The sequence below is a fragment of the Pseudonocardia sp. EC080619-01 genome, assembly GCF_001420995.1.
In the GTDB taxonomy this organism is placed as follows: domain Bacteria; phylum Actinomycetota; class Actinomycetes; order Mycobacteriales; family Pseudonocardiaceae; genus Pseudonocardia.
The window spans coordinates 2,515,535-2,531,843 of the sequence record NZ_CP012184.1; the positions used below are offsets into that span (position 1 = coordinate 2,515,535).

At 73.2% G+C, this 16,309-nt stretch carries 16 protein-coding genes and 1 tRNA gene; 7 read left to right on the plus strand and 10 right to left on the minus strand.

The annotated features are described in order from the left end of the window. Positions 1-87 precede the first annotated feature (87 nt). The 3 genes from AD017_RS11790 to AD017_RS11800 form a co-directional block, all read right to left on the minus strand. The gene (locus AD017_RS11790; RefSeq protein ID WP_060574253.1) at positions 88-558 is read right to left on the minus strand and encodes a (2Fe-2S)-binding protein; all 471 of its coding nucleotides are present in this window, start codon (positions 556-558) and stop codon (positions 88-90) included. Between the two features lie 24 nt (positions 559-582). Further along, entirely contained in the window at positions 583-2,940 is a 2,358-nt protein-coding gene (locus tag AD017_RS11795) for a molybdopterin cofactor-binding domain-containing protein (protein WP_060574254.1), read from the minus strand. Positions 2,941-3,357: 417 nt separating this feature from the next. Next, positions 3,358-3,732 carry a hypothetical protein gene (locus AD017_RS11800; RefSeq protein ID WP_010227867.1) on the minus strand — a complete coding sequence of 125 codons (375 nt, stop codon included), beginning with the start codon at positions 3,730-3,732 and terminating at the stop codon, positions 3,358-3,360. 755 nt (positions 3,733-4,487) lie between these two features. Here AD017_RS11800 and AD017_RS11805 point away from each other — a divergent pair. Beyond that, positions 4,488-4,697: a hypothetical protein gene (locus AD017_RS11805; protein ID WP_010227865.1), complete on the plus strand. Its 210-nt coding sequence runs from the start codon at positions 4,488-4,490 to the stop codon at positions 4,695-4,697. A gap of 218 nt (positions 4,698-4,915) precedes the next feature. Here the strand turns inward: AD017_RS11805 and AD017_RS11810 are convergent. From AD017_RS11810 to AD017_RS11820, 3 genes are all read right to left on the minus strand, one after another. Continuing rightward, positions 4,916-5,004 (minus strand) — tRNA-Ser (locus AD017_RS11810). Positions 5,005-5,025: 21 nt separating this feature from the next. Continuing rightward, the gene (locus tag AD017_RS11815) at positions 5,026-5,499 is read right to left on the minus strand and encodes a nucleoside deaminase (RefSeq protein ID WP_082399188.1); all 474 of its coding nucleotides are present in this window, start codon (positions 5,497-5,499) and stop codon (positions 5,026-5,028) included. Between the two features lies 1 nt (position 5,500). Further along, a complete protein-coding gene (locus AD017_RS11820) occupies positions 5,501-6,016 on the minus strand; it encodes a tRNA adenosine deaminase-associated protein (RefSeq protein WP_174521798.1) in 516 nt (171 codons plus the stop codon). 50 nt (positions 6,017-6,066) lie between these two features. On the opposite strand from AD017_RS11820, the gene AD017_RS11825 reads away from it, so the two are divergent. After that, entirely contained in the window at positions 6,067-7,350 is a 1,284-nt protein-coding gene (locus tag AD017_RS11825) for a M20 family metallopeptidase (RefSeq protein ID WP_227012726.1), read from the plus strand. Positions 7,351-7,408: 58 nt separating this feature from the next. On the opposite strand, the gene AD017_RS37015 is transcribed toward AD017_RS11825, so the two are convergent. Continuing rightward, complete coding sequence (locus tag AD017_RS37015; protein ID WP_255356989.1) at positions 7,409-7,540, minus strand: hypothetical protein; 132 nt, start codon at positions 7,538-7,540, stop codon at positions 7,409-7,411. A 315-nt stretch (positions 7,541-7,855) separates the two neighbouring features. Between AD017_RS37015 and AD017_RS11830 the strand changes: the two genes are divergently transcribed. Genes AD017_RS11830 through AD017_RS11845 form a run of 4 tightly spaced genes read left to right on the plus strand, consistent with a single transcriptional unit; the run spans position 7,856 to position 12,203 of the window. Continuing rightward, a complete protein-coding gene (locus AD017_RS11830; RefSeq protein ID WP_060574255.1) occupies positions 7,856-9,259 on the plus strand; it encodes an MFS transporter in 1,404 nt (467 codons plus the stop codon). 39 nt (positions 9,260-9,298) lie between these two features. Then, positions 9,299-10,591: an amidase gene (locus AD017_RS11835; protein ID WP_060574256.1), complete on the plus strand. Its 1,293-nt coding sequence runs from the start codon at positions 9,299-9,301 to the stop codon at positions 10,589-10,591. Further along, entirely contained in the window at positions 10,588-11,220 is a 633-nt protein-coding gene (locus AD017_RS11840) for a hypothetical protein (protein ID WP_060574257.1), read from the plus strand. Before AD017_RS11835 ends, AD017_RS11840 begins: the two co-directional genes overlap by 4 nt. 38 nt (positions 11,221-11,258) lie before the next feature. Next, positions 11,259-12,203, plus strand: coding sequence for a prephenate dehydrogenase (locus AD017_RS11845; protein ID WP_060574258.1), 945 nt, complete (start codon positions 11,259-11,261; stop codon positions 12,201-12,203). Here AD017_RS11845 and AD017_RS11850 read toward each other — a convergent pair. Together AD017_RS11850 and ligD are read right to left on the minus strand one after the other, a co-directional pair. Beyond that, positions 12,200-12,790, minus strand: a complete 591-nt coding sequence (locus AD017_RS11850) for a putative glycolipid-binding domain-containing protein (protein WP_060574259.1) — start codon at positions 12,788-12,790, stop codon at positions 12,200-12,202. The genes AD017_RS11845 and AD017_RS11850 overlap by 4 nt on opposite strands. 82 nt (positions 12,791-12,872) lie before the next feature. Then, positions 12,873-13,802: a non-homologous end-joining DNA ligase gene (ligD, locus tag AD017_RS11855; protein WP_082539066.1), complete on the minus strand. Its 930-nt coding sequence runs from the start codon at positions 13,800-13,802 to the stop codon at positions 12,873-12,875. A gap of 84 nt (positions 13,803-13,886) precedes the next feature. On the opposite strand from ligD, the gene AD017_RS11860 reads away from it, so the two are divergent. After that, positions 13,887-14,897 (plus strand): Ku protein, encoded by a 1,011-nt coding sequence (locus tag AD017_RS11860; protein ID WP_060574261.1) that lies wholly within the window; start codon positions 13,887-13,889, stop codon positions 14,895-14,897. A 5-nt stretch (positions 14,898-14,902) separates the two neighbouring features. Here the strand turns inward: AD017_RS11860 and AD017_RS11865 are convergent, their stop codons facing one another. Next, positions 14,903-16,231, minus strand: coding sequence for an LCP family protein (locus AD017_RS11865; RefSeq protein ID WP_082538246.1), 1,329 nt, complete (start codon positions 16,229-16,231; stop codon positions 14,903-14,905). Between the last annotated feature and the right edge of the window lie 78 nt (positions 16,232-16,309).

Genomic DNA, 16,309 nt, shown 5'->3' on the forward strand with positions numbered 1-16,309 from the left:
GAATCCGTCCTTCTGTGTGGGGAGCGGTCATCAACACGACGGCAGAGACCTGCCGTACACCCTAACGGCCCAGTGGCCGACAGGTGGTCACATGTTGTCGGCGCCGGCCTTGATCGCCTCACGGATGCGGTTGTACGTACCGCACCGGCAGATGTTGCGGATCTCGTCGAGGGCCTCGTCGTCGATCGAGAAGCCCTCGGCCTCGGCACGCCTGACCAGGGCGACAGCAGCCATGATCTGGCCGGGCTGGCAGTACCCGCACTGGGCGACGTCGTTGTCGACCCACGCCTGCTGCATCGGGTGCAGAGTGTCACCGTCGGCCAGACCCTCGATCGTGGTGATCTCGTCGCCCTCCTCGAGGGTGCCGATCGGGGTGGCACAGGGGTTGAAGGCCTTGCCGTTGACGTGGCTCGTGCAGGCCTTGCAGACGTTGATCCCGCATCCGTACTTCGGGCCGGTCACCCCGAGCACGTCGCGCAGGACCCACAGCAGCCGGACGTCGTCCTCGACGTCGACGGTGACCTTCTCACCGTTCAGCGTGAACGTGTGCGTGGACATGATTGATCTCCTCGTCGAGGCAGGTCAGCGGGCCAGCTCGCGACCGTTGGTCGGCGACGGCGGGATGGGCGGGATCGTCGGGTACGGCTCGAAGGGGAGCGGCTCCTTGTGCAGGATCGGGAACTCGGTAGGGACCGTCCCGGTGGCCCGCGCGTAGGCGCAGGCGATCGCGCCGCAGGTCGCCGCGACACCGAACTCACCGGCGCCACCGGGCTCGGGCGCCTCGGAGTCCTCGATGACGATGATGTTCATCTCGGGCGGGGTGTTCCACTGCCGGGTGTAGAAGTAGTTGTCCCAGCTCGCCTCGACGAAGTGCCCGTCCACCAGGTGCAGACCGGCGGTCAGCGTCATCGCGATGCCGTCGTTGATCCCGCCCATCATCTGTGCCTCGAACCCGCGCGGGTTGATGATCAGGCCGCCGTCGACGACGTAGGTCACCTTCGTGACACGCGGGCCGGTGCGGGCGGACCGGATCTCGCGGTTGACGGTCTCCGGGCGGCAGTCGAGCTCGACGACCGCGCAGGCGACGCCCTTGTACTCGACGTGCATGGCGATGCCCTGGGCGGTCCCCTCCGGCATCGACTTGCCCCAGTCCGCCTCCTCGGCAGCACGGTCGACGACGTTCTTCCACCGGGTGAGCTTCGTGAACGCCGACCGGAACTCGTACGGGTCCTTGCCCATCTTCGCCGCGACCTGGTCGACCATCAGCTCCCGTGCGGTCGCCGTGTCCGGCGAGTAGATGTTCCGCATGGAACAGGTGTTGAACCGCATGTCGACCTCGTTGAGCAGAGAGGTCGCCACCCCGACGTTGTACGGGTTGGTCTGGGTCGTGACGTAGATGCTCTCCGAGACGGTGAGGTTCCCCAGCGGGGCCTTGTTCGCCGCGGCGGTGATCGCCTCGGACAGCCCAGGGTTGATCTCGGTCGCGACACTGGTGTGGGCGATCTCGAAGCTGGAGACCGCATCTCCCGACACCTGGGCCCTGACCCGGCACGTCGCCATCGGGTGCGTGCGGCCCTGGCGGGAGTCGTCGGACCGGGTCCACATGAGCTTGACCGGCTTGCCCATCGTCTGCGAGACCTCGGCTGCCTCCTCGAGCGCGTCGAAGAACAGCCGGCGGCCGAACGACCCGCCGCCCTCGGTGACGTGCACCGTCACCGCGTTCTGGGCCATGCCGAGCTTCTTCGCGATCTCCGCCTGAGCGGCGATCGGCGACTTGGACGGGCCCCAGATCTCCGCCTGCCCGTCGCCGACGACGGCGATGGCGCAGTTGGTCTCGAGTGCCGAGTTGCTGCGGAAGTAGAAGGTGAAGTCGCCCTCGACGGTCTCACCGGCGACCTGCGGGACGGCCAGCGGCAGCTCGCCCTCACGCAGCTTCGCCAGCACCGACTCGTCGTTCTCGCCCTCGGCGGTGCCAGCGTCCCAGTTCACGTCGAGCGCGTTCACCCCGTCGACGGCCTGACCGAAGGTCTTCGCGCGCACCGCGACGCCGACACTGACCTGCTCGACGTCGGTGACGCCCGGCATGTTCCGGACCTCGTCGATGTTGTTGACGCCGAGCGGAGCCGAGTTGACGTTCGGTCCGCGGCAGATGACGGTCGGCAGCGCGTCCGGAATCTGCATGTCGGTGAGGAACTGCTTCTTGCCGGTCACCATGGCGAGCTGGTCGGACTTGTTCCGCCGGGTCCCGATGACCGTGAACTCCTCACGGTCCTTGAGGACGACCTCGGACGCCTCGGTGACCGAGACCGAGGCGGCCTCGGTGAGCTCGCCGAAGGGCAGCTCCTCGCCGTTCAGCCCGGTGATCAGGCCCTGCCTGCTCTTGAGGACGTTCACGTCCTGGCGCAGCTCGTTGGCCGCCGCGGCGAGCAACCGGCCCTGAGCCAGTGCGGCCGCGACCCGGATCGGCGTGTACGTGGAGAAGGTCGTCGTCGAGCCGCCGGTGAGCTGGTTGAAGACCAGCTCGGGCCGGGCATCGGCCAAGGTGACGTTCACCTGGTCCGGGTCGAGGTTCATCTCCTCGGCGATGATCATCTGGGTGGAGGTGATGATGCCCTGGCCGTTGTCCGAGCGCGGCAGCGCGAACGACACGGTGCCGTCCCGGTTCACCTCGACCTTGACCAGGTTCGCGGTCGGCCGGGCGGTGTCGCGGATGACGTCGAGCAGGTCGTAGAGCTCGGCCGGGAGCGGGGGCGACGGGATCGCTGCGGCGTTGGCGACGGGAGCGCTGGTGCCGCCGAACATGGTCTGTCGGCCGACCTCGGCCGCGACGACGAGAGTCGGGGCGGCGATCAGGTATCCGAGGAAACGGCGGCGGCTGACGTCCTTCCGGCCGTCGCCGGACGCCGGGCGCTCAGGAGCGGGGGCGCGGTGAGCGGGCATCGTTGTCCTCTCCGGGGTGCTGCATTGCGTGGGCCCGTGCAGCGGCGTCCGTAGCGGGGAGCGGGGACTGCCGCGGGCTCTCGAAACGGGCAACGAGGAGGTTCTTTCGACGGTTACGCGCCGGTACGCGTGGACGCTGTCGATCGATCTCCGCGAGGACGGTTGTGTGCGACCATCTGATTCGCAGGTCAACGACCCGCCGGTCAGGGCACCCTTATCCGCAGATGCGGATCCATCGGAAGCCATGGGTCCGCACAGGCAGGTTGCCTGCCAGTGGCGCATGCCACCCGTACGGGTGAACAGCGACCAGAAAGATCGAACCGGCGACAGGGTGTCGTCCGAAATGCCGCGTCCGCACCCGCGCCGGAGAAGCCGACGACGGGCGCGGGTGCACGGCGGCGCGGTGCACGGGCCGGATCACCGTCGCCCGGCGCGCAGGAGCCGGACGAAGGTCCACGGCAGCAGGACGAGGACGCCCAGCACACCGAGCACGGCCGCGGCGACGATCAGCCAGCCCGGCGCGCCGTTCCCCACGCCTCCCAGCGCGCCGGTGGCGAGCACCAGACCACCCGGCACGACGACGACCGCCGGCCACACGAGCGTCCCCAGCCACTTCTCGCCGGTGCTCCAGGCGCGGCCGGTCCAGAGCATCACGACGCCGGCCAGCCAGCCGACGACCGGCAGGACGAAACCGCCGAGCATCAGCATCAGGACCGTCAGCACGGGGTAGGCGTCCGGGTCTCCGGCCGCTCGCGGGGCGGGTCCGTGCGGGTCGGTGGTCATGGTGGTCATCTCCAGCTCCTTCGTGTCTCCCGGTCGTGTCTCCGAGGTGCCTCCAGGGTCGCGCCGGACGGGTGCCGGACACATCGGAGCAGGGGTGGATCCGCGGCGTCGGACCACGGTCGGAGGCGGTGTCGTCGCAGGTCGGAGCGGTTCGGAGCGGATCACCGCGGAACGGTGCGCCGGTCCGGCCGGGCCGGGCAACCGGCCGTCCACGCCGTCGGCACACGTCACCGGCCGCCGGGTGAAACGACTCGGGCCGCCGCGACGACATCCCCCACGACGGTCTCCGGAGGCGAGGCGCATCGCGCACCGGCGCCGAGACCGCCCCGTCACCCCGGCGAGACCCTCTCGCGACCGGTGACCGCCGGTCATCGTGGCGGCCGCTCCGCTCGTCGGCGCCGCTCGCAGATCACGGCCCCGTTGCGATCCGGGATTCATGCGTTCGCCGGGCAACCCCGCCGCCGTACGTCGCCCCTGCGGCCCTGGCGCCAACCCCGCACGCGCCGCGGTGGCAGACGTGGGACATCCGCCGTGACCGGCGCACCGGCCCCGCCGGGCGTCCGGTCGAGCGCGCCGGGCTCGACCGCCCGGCAGCCGGTACACCCGTTCGGCTGCGCCCCGACGGCCGATTGCCGCCCTCGTCGCGAGTCGATCAGCATTCGCGCCGTGTTCCGGGGTCGTCCCGGGCCACGCCGTCACAACGATCGACGAGAGGAAACGGGTACGTGAGGAATCGAGTTCGGATCGCCGTAGGAGCTGCCGCCGTGGGTGCCGCGGGCATCGGGCTGGCGGGGTCCGCGATGGCGGGTGAGTCCTACGCGGGCCACTCCGCCGTCGGTGGCGAGCACGTGTCGTCCGTCGCGGACGACGGCGAGGGCCGCACCGGCCTGCTGACCGGCGTCGCCGAAGGCGTCGGTGGCCTGCTGGGCGGCGTCTGGGAGGCCGCGGGCCCGGTGGTCGACGGCCTGCTCTGAGGGCCGACCCGGTCTCGACACAGGGGCAGAGTGTCGAGCCCGGGCCGGCGTCGTCCATCGTGCCGCTCCGTCGGGGGTCGGGGCGGCCGGACGCGCCGGTGCACGATCGGAGGCCGGGTCCCGGGGAGGGGCCCGGCTTCCGGCATGCGGGGCGGCGAGGGGCCGAACGACCCCGGAAAGACCGGAAGCCGGGCCCTGACGGACCCGGCTTCCCGGTGTGGCGGTAGCGGTGGGATTTGAACCCACGGAGGCTATGAACCTCACGCGCTTTCGAGGCGCGCTCCTTCGGCCGCTCGGACACGCTACCGCCGAGAAGGCTACAAGACGGCTACCCGTCGCTGACGGACGGGGGGCGACCGAAGAACTCCTGGAGCAGTGCGGCGGCCTCACCAGCGCGGACGCCGCCGACGACCTCCGGCCGGTGGCTCAGCCGACGGTCGCGCAGCACGTCCCACAGCGATCCGGCCGCCCCGGTCTTCGGCTCCCATGCGCCGAACACGACCCGCTCGACCCGGGCGAGCCCGATCGCGCCGGCGCACATCGTGCACGGCTCGACGGTCACGGCGAGGGTCGTGCCGGTGAGCCGCCAGGAGCCGACGACGCGGGCGGCGGCGCGCAGGGCCAGCACCTCGGCGTGTGCGGTGGGGTCCCCGAGCGCCTCCCGTGCGTTACAGGCGGCGGCGAGCTCGGTGCCGTCGGCGTCGAGCACGACCGCACCGATCGGCACGTCGTCACTCACGGCGGCACCGCGCGCGACCTCGAGGGCGCGACCGAGGGCACGGTCGTCGGCGGCGCGATACAACTCAGGCGTTGACGAGCTCGTCCAGCTGGGCGGCGAAGCCGCAGCGGCGGGCGATCGTGTCGAGCTGCTCGTCGGGGTAGAGCTCCAGGTCGCCGACCAGGATCTCCAGCTCGTCGGCGGGCAGGCCGAGGTCGGCCACGATGCCGAGGTCGCCCTCGGGCCAGGGGTCGTCCAGCGCGTCGTCGTCCGGGGGGAGCTCGACCCGGAGCAGGTCCAGCACGTCGGCCGCGACGTCGTAGTCCAGTGCCGCGACGGCGTCGGAGATCAGCAGCCGCACCCCGCCCGGCGACGGGCGCAGGAGGACGAAGAACTCGTCGTCGACGTCGAGCAGGCCCAGCACGGCTCCGGTGGAGCGCTGCGCGCGCAGGGCCGTGATCGCCGCGTCGAGATCGACCAGGGTGGCCTGGTCGAGCCGGACGCAGCGCCACCGCCCCTCCTCGCGGATCGCGGCGACCGCGAATCCGGGCAGGGCGGCGCCCCGGGTGTCCGGGGCGGCCTCGACGCTCTGGGTGGGCACGACGACAACGGTACGTCCGATGGACGCTGTGAGCCACGCCACGACCAGGTATGCGTGGTCACATCGGCGCCGCCGTCGCCCGGCGGACGGTGGTGGGCGACGATCGGTGGGTGCCGAACCCCGTGCCGATCACCCCCGCGTCCGTCGCCGGGCTGCCCGGTGACCTGCTCGCGGCCGCCCGCGCACTCCAGCCGCGCACCGTCGCACTGCGCCGGGAGCTGCACGCTGCACCGGAGCTCGGGCTGGAGCTGCCCCGCACCCGCGACGCCGTGCTCCGGACGCTGCGGGACCTGCCGCTGACAATCCGGACGGGGACGTCGTGCAGCTCGGTCGTCGCCGTCCTGGAGGGCGATCGCCCGGGGCCGACGGTGCTGCTGCGCGGGGACATGGACGCGCTCCCCCTGCAGGAGGCCACCGGGCTGGAGTTCGCGTCCCGGACCGACGGCGCGATGCACGCCTGCGGGCACGACACCCACACGGCGATGCTCGCCTCCGCGGCCCGCCTGCTCGCGGGCCACCGGGACCGTATCGCGGGCCGGGTGCTGCTGATGTTCCAGCCGGGCGAGGAGGGGTTCCACGGGGCCCGGCACATGATCGACGACGGGCTGCTGGACGACGGCCCCGAGCTGGCCTACGCCCTGCACATCTCCTCCACCGTGCCGGCCGGGGAGCTGCACCACCGGCCGGGCCCGATCATGGCCGCGGCCGACGTCGTGGAGGTCCGGGTGACCGGACGGGGCGGGCACGCGTCGGCCCCGCAGGACGCGTGTGATCCCGTCCCGGCGGCCGCGGCGATGGTCGGCGGGCTGCAGACGGTGCTCACCCGGCGGGTGGGGCCGCAGGAGGCGGCGGTGCTGACGGTCGCCCGGATCCAGGCGGGCACCACGGACAACGTCATCCCGGAGACCGCCGAGCTGACCGGGACGCTGCGCACCCTGTCCGAGCCGGTGCGGGCACTGCTGCACCGCGAGATCGGCGAGCACTGCCGCCACGTCGCGCTCGCGCACGGCTGCACCGCGGAGGTGACGATCGTCCCCGGCTACCCGGTGACGGTGAACGACGAGGCCGCGACCGCGTCGCTGGCCGACGTGAGCAGGCGGGTGCTCGGCACCCGCGCCTGCGTCCCGATGCGTGACCCGCTCATGGGGTCCGAGGACTTCTCCTATGTGCTGCAGCGCATCCCGGGCGCGCTCGCCTTCCTCGGGGCGCGGCCGCCGGGCGTCGCGGCGGGCGAGGCCGCACCGAACCACTCGAACCGGGTGGTGTTCGACGAGGCCGCGTTCCCGTCCGGCGTCGCGGTCCTCAGCGGGCTGGCGCTGGCCGCCCTGTCCTGATCCCGGACACGACGGTGGGGCGGGTCCGGCAGGACCCGCCCCACGGTCACGACGTCTCTCAGGCGGTCTCGTCCGCGACGGCCGCGCGGCCGTAGCCCTTCCAGTTGCGCTGGGCGTAGGCGGCCAGGCCGGCGGTGACCGCCAGGCCTGCTCCCGTGCTCGCGATGATCGACATGAAAACGGTCGCCATGACGGCTCCTCCTCACCGGTGGCACGCGCCGTGTCCGGTGACCGGGTCCGGATGACCCGGGCGGTACGACGGCGCTTGCGATACGACGACGCTGACTGCGCCCACCAGGGATTCTCCCACCGGCCCCCGGGTGATGTCCGCCCCGCGGGGAACGGTCGCCCGATGATTCATGCCACATCTCCGAGCCGCTCCGTCCAGCAGTTCCCCGATTCGTTGGTTAGCGTTGGACAAAAGTAGGTACAGAATCGGACACATCGTGCCGAACCGACAGTTACGTGACGTAAGCATCGGTTCTCCGCAGATGTCGTCAGGGGGATGGACGTGGACGAACAAGCAGGTGGGAGCCATCCGGGCGTCACCGTGACCGACCCGGCCACCATGAAGCGGGCGGTCGCCGCCGCCGCGGTCGGGAACATCACCGAATGGTTCGACTTCGGTGTGTACGGCTATCTGGCCACGACGATCGAGGCTCAGTTCTTTCCGCCCGGGCCACTCGCCCAGGTCGCCGTGTTCGCGACGTTCGCCGTCGCGTTCTTCTTCCGCCCGCTGGGCGGGTTGTTCTTCGGACCGCTCGGTGACCGCATCGGCCGGACCAAGGTCCTGTCCATCACGGTGATCATGATGGCGTTCGGGACGTTCCTGATGGGGCTCATCCCGTCCTACGAGACGATCGGGATCGCGGCACCGATCCTGCTGGTCTGCGCCCGGGTGGTGCAGGGTTTCTCCACCGGCGGCGAGTACGCGGGCGCGATGACCTTCATCGCCGAGTACAGCCCGGACCGCCGGCGCGGGTACTTCGGCAGCTTCCTGGAGCTCGGCACGTTCGTCGGCTACGCCTTCGGCGCCACCGTCGCGTCGGTCCTCCCGCTGATCTTCAGCGAGGAGTTCATGGCCGACTGGGGCTGGCGGATCCCGTTCTTCGTGGCCCTGCCGCTCGGCCTCGTCGGCGTCTACCTGCGGGTGCGGTTGGAGGAGACCCCGGCGTTCCAGACGCTGCTCTCCCAGTCGGAGGAGCGCGAGGGCACCGAGGTGAAGGACGGCTTCCGGCTGATCTTCACCAAGTACCTGCCGACGTTCGTGATGGTCGGCGGCATCGTGGTCGCCTGGAACGTCACCAACTACATGCTCACCAGCTACATGCCGACCTACCTGGAGGACGACGTCGCCGCACACGGCGGCACCGCGATCGACTCGCAGACCTCGGCCTGGCTGCAGATCGCCGTGCTGTGGGTCGCCGTGCTGGTCATCCCGTTCCTCGGGCGGCTCTCGGACCGGGTCGGCCGCAAGCCGATCATGTGGACGGGTGCCGGCGGACTGATCATCCTGGGCATCCCGATGATCCTGCTGATGCAGAACGGCTCGGTGCCCTCGGTGCTGCTCGGCCTCGTGCTCATGGGCGGGCTGCTGATCTGCTTCTCCTCGGCGGCCCCGTCGACGCTGCCCGCGGTGTTCCCGACCGAGATCCGCTACGGCGGCCTGTCGATCGCGTTCAACATCTTCGTCTCGGCGTTCGCCGGGACCGTGTCGCTCGTGATGTCGGCACTCGTGCTGACCACCGGGGACCTGCTGTGGCCCGGCTACTACCTCATCGGTGCCGGCGTCGTCGGTGTCGTGACGCTGTGGTTCCTGCCGGAGACCAACGGCAAGCCGCTGCGCGGGTCGCAGCCGTCCGCCGGCAGCGAGGAGGAGGCGCGGGAGCTCGCCCGCGCCGTCCACTGATCGCTTGTCCTCCCCGGGGAGCGGCGGCACGCTGAGCGCGTGCTGTCGCTCCCCGAACTGTTGCGAGCCCTGGACACCGGCGGGATCTCCCCCACCGAGCACGTCGACGACGTCCTCGCCCGGCTGGAACGGGACGAGACCAACTGCGTGATCGAGCTCGACGCCGACCGCGCCCGGGCCCGCGCGGCCGAGCTGACGGCGATGTCCGCCCGCGGGGAGCGGGCCGGGCCGCTGCACGGCGTCGCGGTCGGGATCAAGGACCTGATCGACGTCGCGGGGCTGCCGACCCGGTGCGGGTCCCGGATCCTCGCCGACGCCCCGCCCGCGGGCGCCGACGCACCGGTCGTCGCGATGCTGCGGGCGGCCGGGGCGGTCGTCGTCGGGAAGCTGCACACCCACGAGTTCGCCTACGGGCCGGTCGGCGACGTCGCGGCGACCGGCCCGGCCCGCAACCCGCACGACCTGTCCCGGGTGACGGGCGGGTCGTCGTCGGGGTCCGCGGCGGCCGTCGCCGCGGGGCACCTGCCGCTGGCCGTCGGGACCGACACCGGGGCCAGCGTCCGCACCCCGGCCGCGCTCTGCGGCGTCGCCGGGCTCAAGCCGCGGCGCGGCGCGCTCCCGGGCGCGGGGGTGTTCCCGCTGGCCGAGTCGTTCGACACCGTCGGCCTGATCGCGGCCGACGCGGCCGGGCTCGCGACGGCCCGGGCCGCGCTGGGTGCCGCGGGACCGGCCGCCGACGGCCGTCGGCTGCGGATCGGCGTCGCGACCGGTGCCTGGTGGCGGCCGCACGACACCGCGATCGCCGACGCCGTCCGGGGTGCGGCGGACGCGCTCGCCGCGCTCGGCCACCCGGTGTCCGACCAGGACACCCCCGACGTCGCGGAGCTGGCCGCGACGTACGCGACGATCACCGGCGCGGAGGCGTACGCGACGCACCGGAGGTGGTACGCCACCCGCCGCGACGAGTACCAGCCGGCGACGGCCGCGCGGTTCGTCCGGTCCGCCGACGCCCCCGCCCATCACTACATCGACGCGAGGCGGGACCGCGCCCGGCTCTCCGCCGCGTTCCTCGACCGGCTGACCTGCGACGTCCTCCTCTGCCCCACCACGAAGCTGCGGGCGACACCGATCGGCGAGGAGGAGTCCGCGGGGGCGTCGGTCATGCTCTCGCTGCTCGAGGCGACGGTGCCGTTCAACCTCACCGACCGCCCGGTGGTGGCGCTGCCGGTGCCGGTGCCGGGGCTCCCGGCCGGCGTCCAGCTCGCCGGGATCACCGTCGGCGAGGACGTCCTGCTGGACCTGGGGCGCGCGCTCGAGGGGGCACTGCGGTGATCCTCCCGGTCGCGGTGGCGCGCGGGGTCGCCGCGGGCGAGGTGGACCGCGTCTACCGCCGGTGGGCACGGCCGCGGGTCCGAGCCGGCTCGACGCTGCGGACCGCGGCGGGCGTCGTGGAGATCGTCGCGGTCGAGCAGGTCGATCCGGCGACCCTCACCGACGACGACGCCCGCGCCGCCGGTGCGGCGTCCGCGGCCGAGGTGCTGCGGTCGTTCCGCCGGTCCCGGAGCACCTCGTCACCTGGTGCCGCACCCCGCGCGCCGGGTGCGGCGACCGGCGACGGGGTGCGCGACGAGGACCCGGTCTGGCGGATCCGGCTGCGTGCGGCGGGTGCGGATCCGCGGATCGCGCTGCGGGAGTCCGTGGACGGCCTCGACGCGACCGCGGCGCGGCTGGACCGGCTCGACCGGGCGTCGCGGCACGGGCCGTGGACGCGGGCGACGCTGCGGCTGGTCGCGGCGCACCCCGGGGAGCGCGCCGCCGCTCTCGCCGCGCGGGCCGGGCGGGAGCGGGACCCGTTCAAGCTCGACGTCCGCAAGCTCAAGGACCTCGGGCTGACCGAGAGCCTGGAGATCGGCTACCGGATCTCGCCGCGCGGTGCGGCGTTCCTGGAGTCCGGGGCGTGATCGAGGGGGCTGCGGGCGGGTCTCTACCCTTCGGACGCATGCGAGCGGTGTGCGTGCTGGGGACCGGACTGATCGGCGGGTCGCTGATGCGGGCCGCGGCCCGTGCCGGGCGGGAGGTCTGGGGGACCGCCGCGTCCGACGCCACCGCGGCGGCCGCCGTCGCCGACGGGTTCGACGTCACCACCGACACCGACGCCGCGCTGACCCGGGCCGCCGACTCCGATGCGCTGGTCGTCGTCGCCGTCCCGCTGACGGCGCTGGAACCGGTGCTCCGGCGGATCGACGCCGTCGCCCCCGCCTGCCGGCTCACCGACGCGGTGAGCGTCAAGATCCCGGTCGCCGACGCCGTCGCCGAGTTCGCGCCGCAGGCCCGCTACGTCGGCGGGCACCCGATGGCCGGCACCGCCGAGTCCGGCTGGGCCGCCGGGGACCCGGACCTGTTCGGCGACGCCGCCTGGGTGGTCGCCGCCGACGACGGTCTCGACGTCGACGTGTGGCGCGACGTCGCCGAGCTGGCCTGGGCCTGCGGGGCGCGGGTCGTGCCGTCGGCGGTCGACGAGCACGACACGGCCGTCGCCCGGATCTCGCACCTGCCGCACCTGTTCGCGGCGGTGCTTGCGTCGGTCGGCGCCGGGGAGCAGGGCGACGATCTCGCGCTGGCGCTGTCCGCGAGCTCGTTCGCCGACGGCACCCGGGTCGCCGGCACCCGGCCCGAGCTGGTGCTCGCGATGTGCGAGGGCAACCGGGCCGCGCTGCTCGGCGCCGTCGACGACGCGCTGGGCCGCCTCGGCGCGATGCGCGGCGCGCTGGCGTCGACCGGCGGGCTGGCGGCGACCGTGCGGTCCGGGCACGAGGCGCGGATGCGCTGGGCCGCCACCCGCGAGCCGCTCGCGCTGCCGGTCTCCCTCGACGGCGACGGCGTGTTCGCCGAGCTGCGCGAGCTGGGCCGCCGCGGCGACGTCGTGGAGCCCTGGAAGTCCTAGAGGTCCACCCGGGTGGCGATGCCCGGGTAGTCGAGCACGAACCCGTCGGCGTCGACGGTCATGTCGGCGGCGACGTCCCCGGCCGCGAACCCGACGACGGCGGGCCCGGCCGCGGATGCCGACCTCACCGTCCGGTAGGTCTGCTCGGTGGCCTCCACCGCGAGCGTCGGCAGGTCCACGAAGACCATCGGCAGGACGTGTTCGGCCGGGTCGCGGTGCAGGCCGAGCCAGCGGATCGGCAGCGCGTTGAACACGGGGCTGAACGCGAGGTCGACGTCGCGGGCGCCGGAGAACGCACCCCGGGTGCCGCCGGAGCCGTCGTCGACCAGCCAGACGCCGTCGGTGCTGCGGGAGATCGTGAGCTGCTGCTCGCCCTCGGCCGTCGCGACGTCGACCGCGAGCCGGGACAGCGCCCCGTCGCCGGCGACGACCAGCCGGTACGACGCCGTCAGCACACCCTCGGGCGTGCCGCGGATCATCCGGCCGACCGCGCGGAAACCGCCACCGGCCACCGTGATGCGGGCGGACTCCAGCCCGGTCGCGGCGCCGGCCTCCGGGCCGGACCGCCAGCTCAGCATGACCGCCATGCACACCACCGTTCGAGGATCGCCTCAGACCAGGTCCGGCACGCCGCGCCGCGTGCACGGAAGAGTGATGATCGTGTCATCCTCACGGCTCCCGTTGCACCCCGGTGGGGTCGACGTCGTCGCGGATCCCCCGGAACACCGGCTGGCGCAGCCGGCCGGCCGCCGTCCAGCCGAGGTGCGCGACCTCCACGACGACGCGTGGCGTGCACCAGGTGGCCCCGGCCGCGTCGAGCCGGGGCAGGGTCTGCGCGAACGGTGACGACTCCGCCGTCAGCGGGCCGAGCCGCTCGGTGAGGAGCTGTTGCACCGCGTCACCGGCGAGACCGGACCCGACCCGCCCGGCGAACTCCAGCCCGTCCGGGCCGGAGACGCCGAGCAGCAGTGCCCCGATCCGGCTGCCGCTCCCCTTCTCCGGGCGCCGCCCGCCGACCACGCAGCTCTGCGAGTGCCGGTGCGCGACCTTCACCCAGTCCGGGCTGCGCCGGCCCGGCCGGTACACCGACGACTCCTTCTTCGCGACAACGCCCTCCAGCCCGCGCTCGGCGGTCACCGCCAGCAACGACGCCCCGTCCGGGTACAGCGGCGACGCCTCCACGTGCGCGAGCGCGCCCAGGTCGAGCCGCTCCAGCGTGGCCCGCCGTTCGGACAGCGGCCGGTCGAGGAGCGACACCCCGTAGAGCCGCAGAACGTCGAACACCATGAAGGTGACGGGGCGGCGCTCCGCGGCGGCGGCGCCGACGACGCCCTGCATGCGGTGGGCGAGCGCGGCGAAGCTGGGGACGCCGGCGTCGAGCAGGACGACCTCCCCGTCGAGCACGACGTCGGGGGCCGCACCGGCGAGCTCGGCGAGTTCCGGGAAGTTCGCCGTGACGTCCCGGCCGGAACGGGTACGCAGGACGAGTGCCCGGCCGTCGTCACCCTCGGTGACCGATGCCAGCACGCGCATGCCGTCCCACTTGACCTCGAACGACCAGCCGGGACCGGTCGGGAGCGGTCCGGGGGTGGCGAGCATGGGCAACACACCGTCATGCTGTCACCGAATGTCCGGCGCGCCACGTCCTGTGGCCGCGCGACCGGTACCGAGGGGGAACACCTCATGCGGGCGATCTGGAGCGGCGCCGTGTCGTTCGGGCTGGTCAGCGTCCCGATCAAGGTCTACTCGGCCACCTCCAACCACGACGTGCGCTTCCACCAGGTGCACGGTGAGGACGGCGGCCGGATCCGCTACAAGCGGACCTGCGAGGTGTGCGGCGAGGAGGTCTCCTACGCCGACATCGTCAAGGGCTTCGAGACGCCCGAGGGTGAGCTGATCACCCTCGACGAGAACGATCTCGCCTCCCTCCCGGTCGCCACCGGCCACGAGATCGACGTGATCGAGTTCGTGCCGAACGAGCAGATCGACCCGATGCTGTTCGACAAGAGCTACTACCTGGAGCCGGAGACCAAGGCCGCCAAGCCCTACGCGCTGCTGCGCGAGGCACTGAACGAGACCGACCGCACGGCCGTGGTGAAGGTGGCGCTGCGGCAGCGCGAGACGCTGGCGTTGCTGCGGGTGCGGGACAAGGCGATCGTCCTGCAGACCCTGATCTGGCCGGACGAGGTGCGCACGCCGGACTTCGACATCCTCGAGAGCGACGTGGAGCTGCGGCCGCAGGAGCTGCAGATGGCGTCGTCGCTGGTCGAGAGCATGGGCGCGGACTTCGACGCGTCCGAGTTCCACGACGAGTACCGCGACGCGATGGTCGATCTCATCGAGGCCAAGAAGTCCGACGGCGACGCCCGGCCCGCGCCGGCCGCCGAACGCGCCGACGACGGCGCGGACTCCATGAGCGACCTGCTGTCCGCCCTGCAGGCGAGTGTGGACGCGGCACGGACGACGGCAGGGACGAAGTCCGGTGGGTCCACGGGCGGGAAGAAGGAGACCGCGGCGTCCGGCTCGGGATCGCGGAGCTCGTCGGGCACGAAGTCCTCGGGGTCCTCCGGGTCCTCGACCCGGTCGCGCTCCCGGAAGAGCACGGAGGAGAAGGAGACCGCGGCGACCGGCACCGAGGGCGGCGGCACGAAGCCGGCCACCACGCGGCGCCGCTCGACCCGCAAGACCGCCTGAGCCGCTCAGGGCCCGAAGCTCGACTCCGGCGGCGCCTGGTCCTGCTGCAACGCCCCGAACAGCGCCGCCGACCGCTCCTGGTCCCAGCGCAGGTTCGACCCGCTGCTGCCGCCGATCGGCACCGTCGTCTGCACGCCGTCCCCGGTCGAGACGCCCCGCATCCCCCAGGCCAGGCCGGCCAGGTGCCAGATGTGGTCGGTGTCGTCGACGGTGATCGTGTCCGTCACCGCCGACGCCAGCGGCACCATCCGGAACGGGTTGATCAGCGTGAGCGGGCTGGTCGCCTTGCTCAGCAGCGCCGAGAGGAACTCCCGCTGCCGCTGGACCCGGTTGAAGTCCGAGCCCGCCGTGGCCCGGGTGCGGACGTAGCCGAGCGCGGTGCCGCCGTCGAGCTCCTGGCAGCCCTCCTGGATGTCCAGGCCGGCCTTCGGGTCCTCGATCGACTGCGGGATGCACATGTCGACCCCCCCGACCGCGTCGACCGCGCCGACGAAGCCGCCGAATCCGACCTCGACGTAGTGGTCGACCTGCAGCCCGGTCGCGCCCTCGACGGTCTGCACGAGCAGCTGCGGGCCGCCGATCGCGAACGCCGCGTTGATCTTGTTCCGGCCCTGGCCCGGCACCGGGACGTAGGAGTCGCGCGGGAGCGAGACCAGCACGCTCCCCGAGCTGCCGGTGTGCAGCAGCATGATCGTGTCGGTGCGCTGGCCCGCGGCGTCGCCGGTGGCGAGGCGTTCCTCGTCCTCGGCGGAGAGGCCGTCGCGGCTGTCCGAGCCGACGATCAGGTAGTTCGTCCCGGACGACGACGCCTCCGACTCCGACGGCAGCGCCTCCACCCGGGTCATGTTCTGGTCCAGGTAGACGCCGAACCCGACGAACGCGACCAGCAGCACGACGAGCACGGCCTTCCAGCGGCCACGCATCGAGCCGCGCACCCGCCGCCAGTCGGGCAGCGTCGGGCCCTTGGTGACCCGGCCGTCCCGCGGGGCCTGCGACGCCGGGTGCACCGGCGGGCCGGCGGGACCACCGCCACCGCCGGCGGCACCGGCCGGGCGCGGCATCGCGCCGCCGGGCGGGACCGCGCCCCGCGGCGGCGGGTTCCCCGACCCGCGACCGGGCGGCGGCCTGCGCAGCGGACCGCCACCGCGTCCGGGCGGCGGGTCCGCCGGGCGCTGCGGCGGCGACGGCGGCGGCATCGGCCGGCCCCCGTGCCCGGGCAGCGGGCCGCGACCCGGCTGGTTCGCCCAGCCCGGGCTGCCACCGCGCCTCGGCGGCCGGCCGCCCGGCGGTGGCCCACCACCGCGCGGGGGCGGGCCGCGGAAGTCTCCGGGCATGCGCGCTCCACCGTCCCGGCCCCTCGGGGTGCGGGACCGTTCCCCGACGATACTGCCGATCGCCCCGCAGACGGGGGC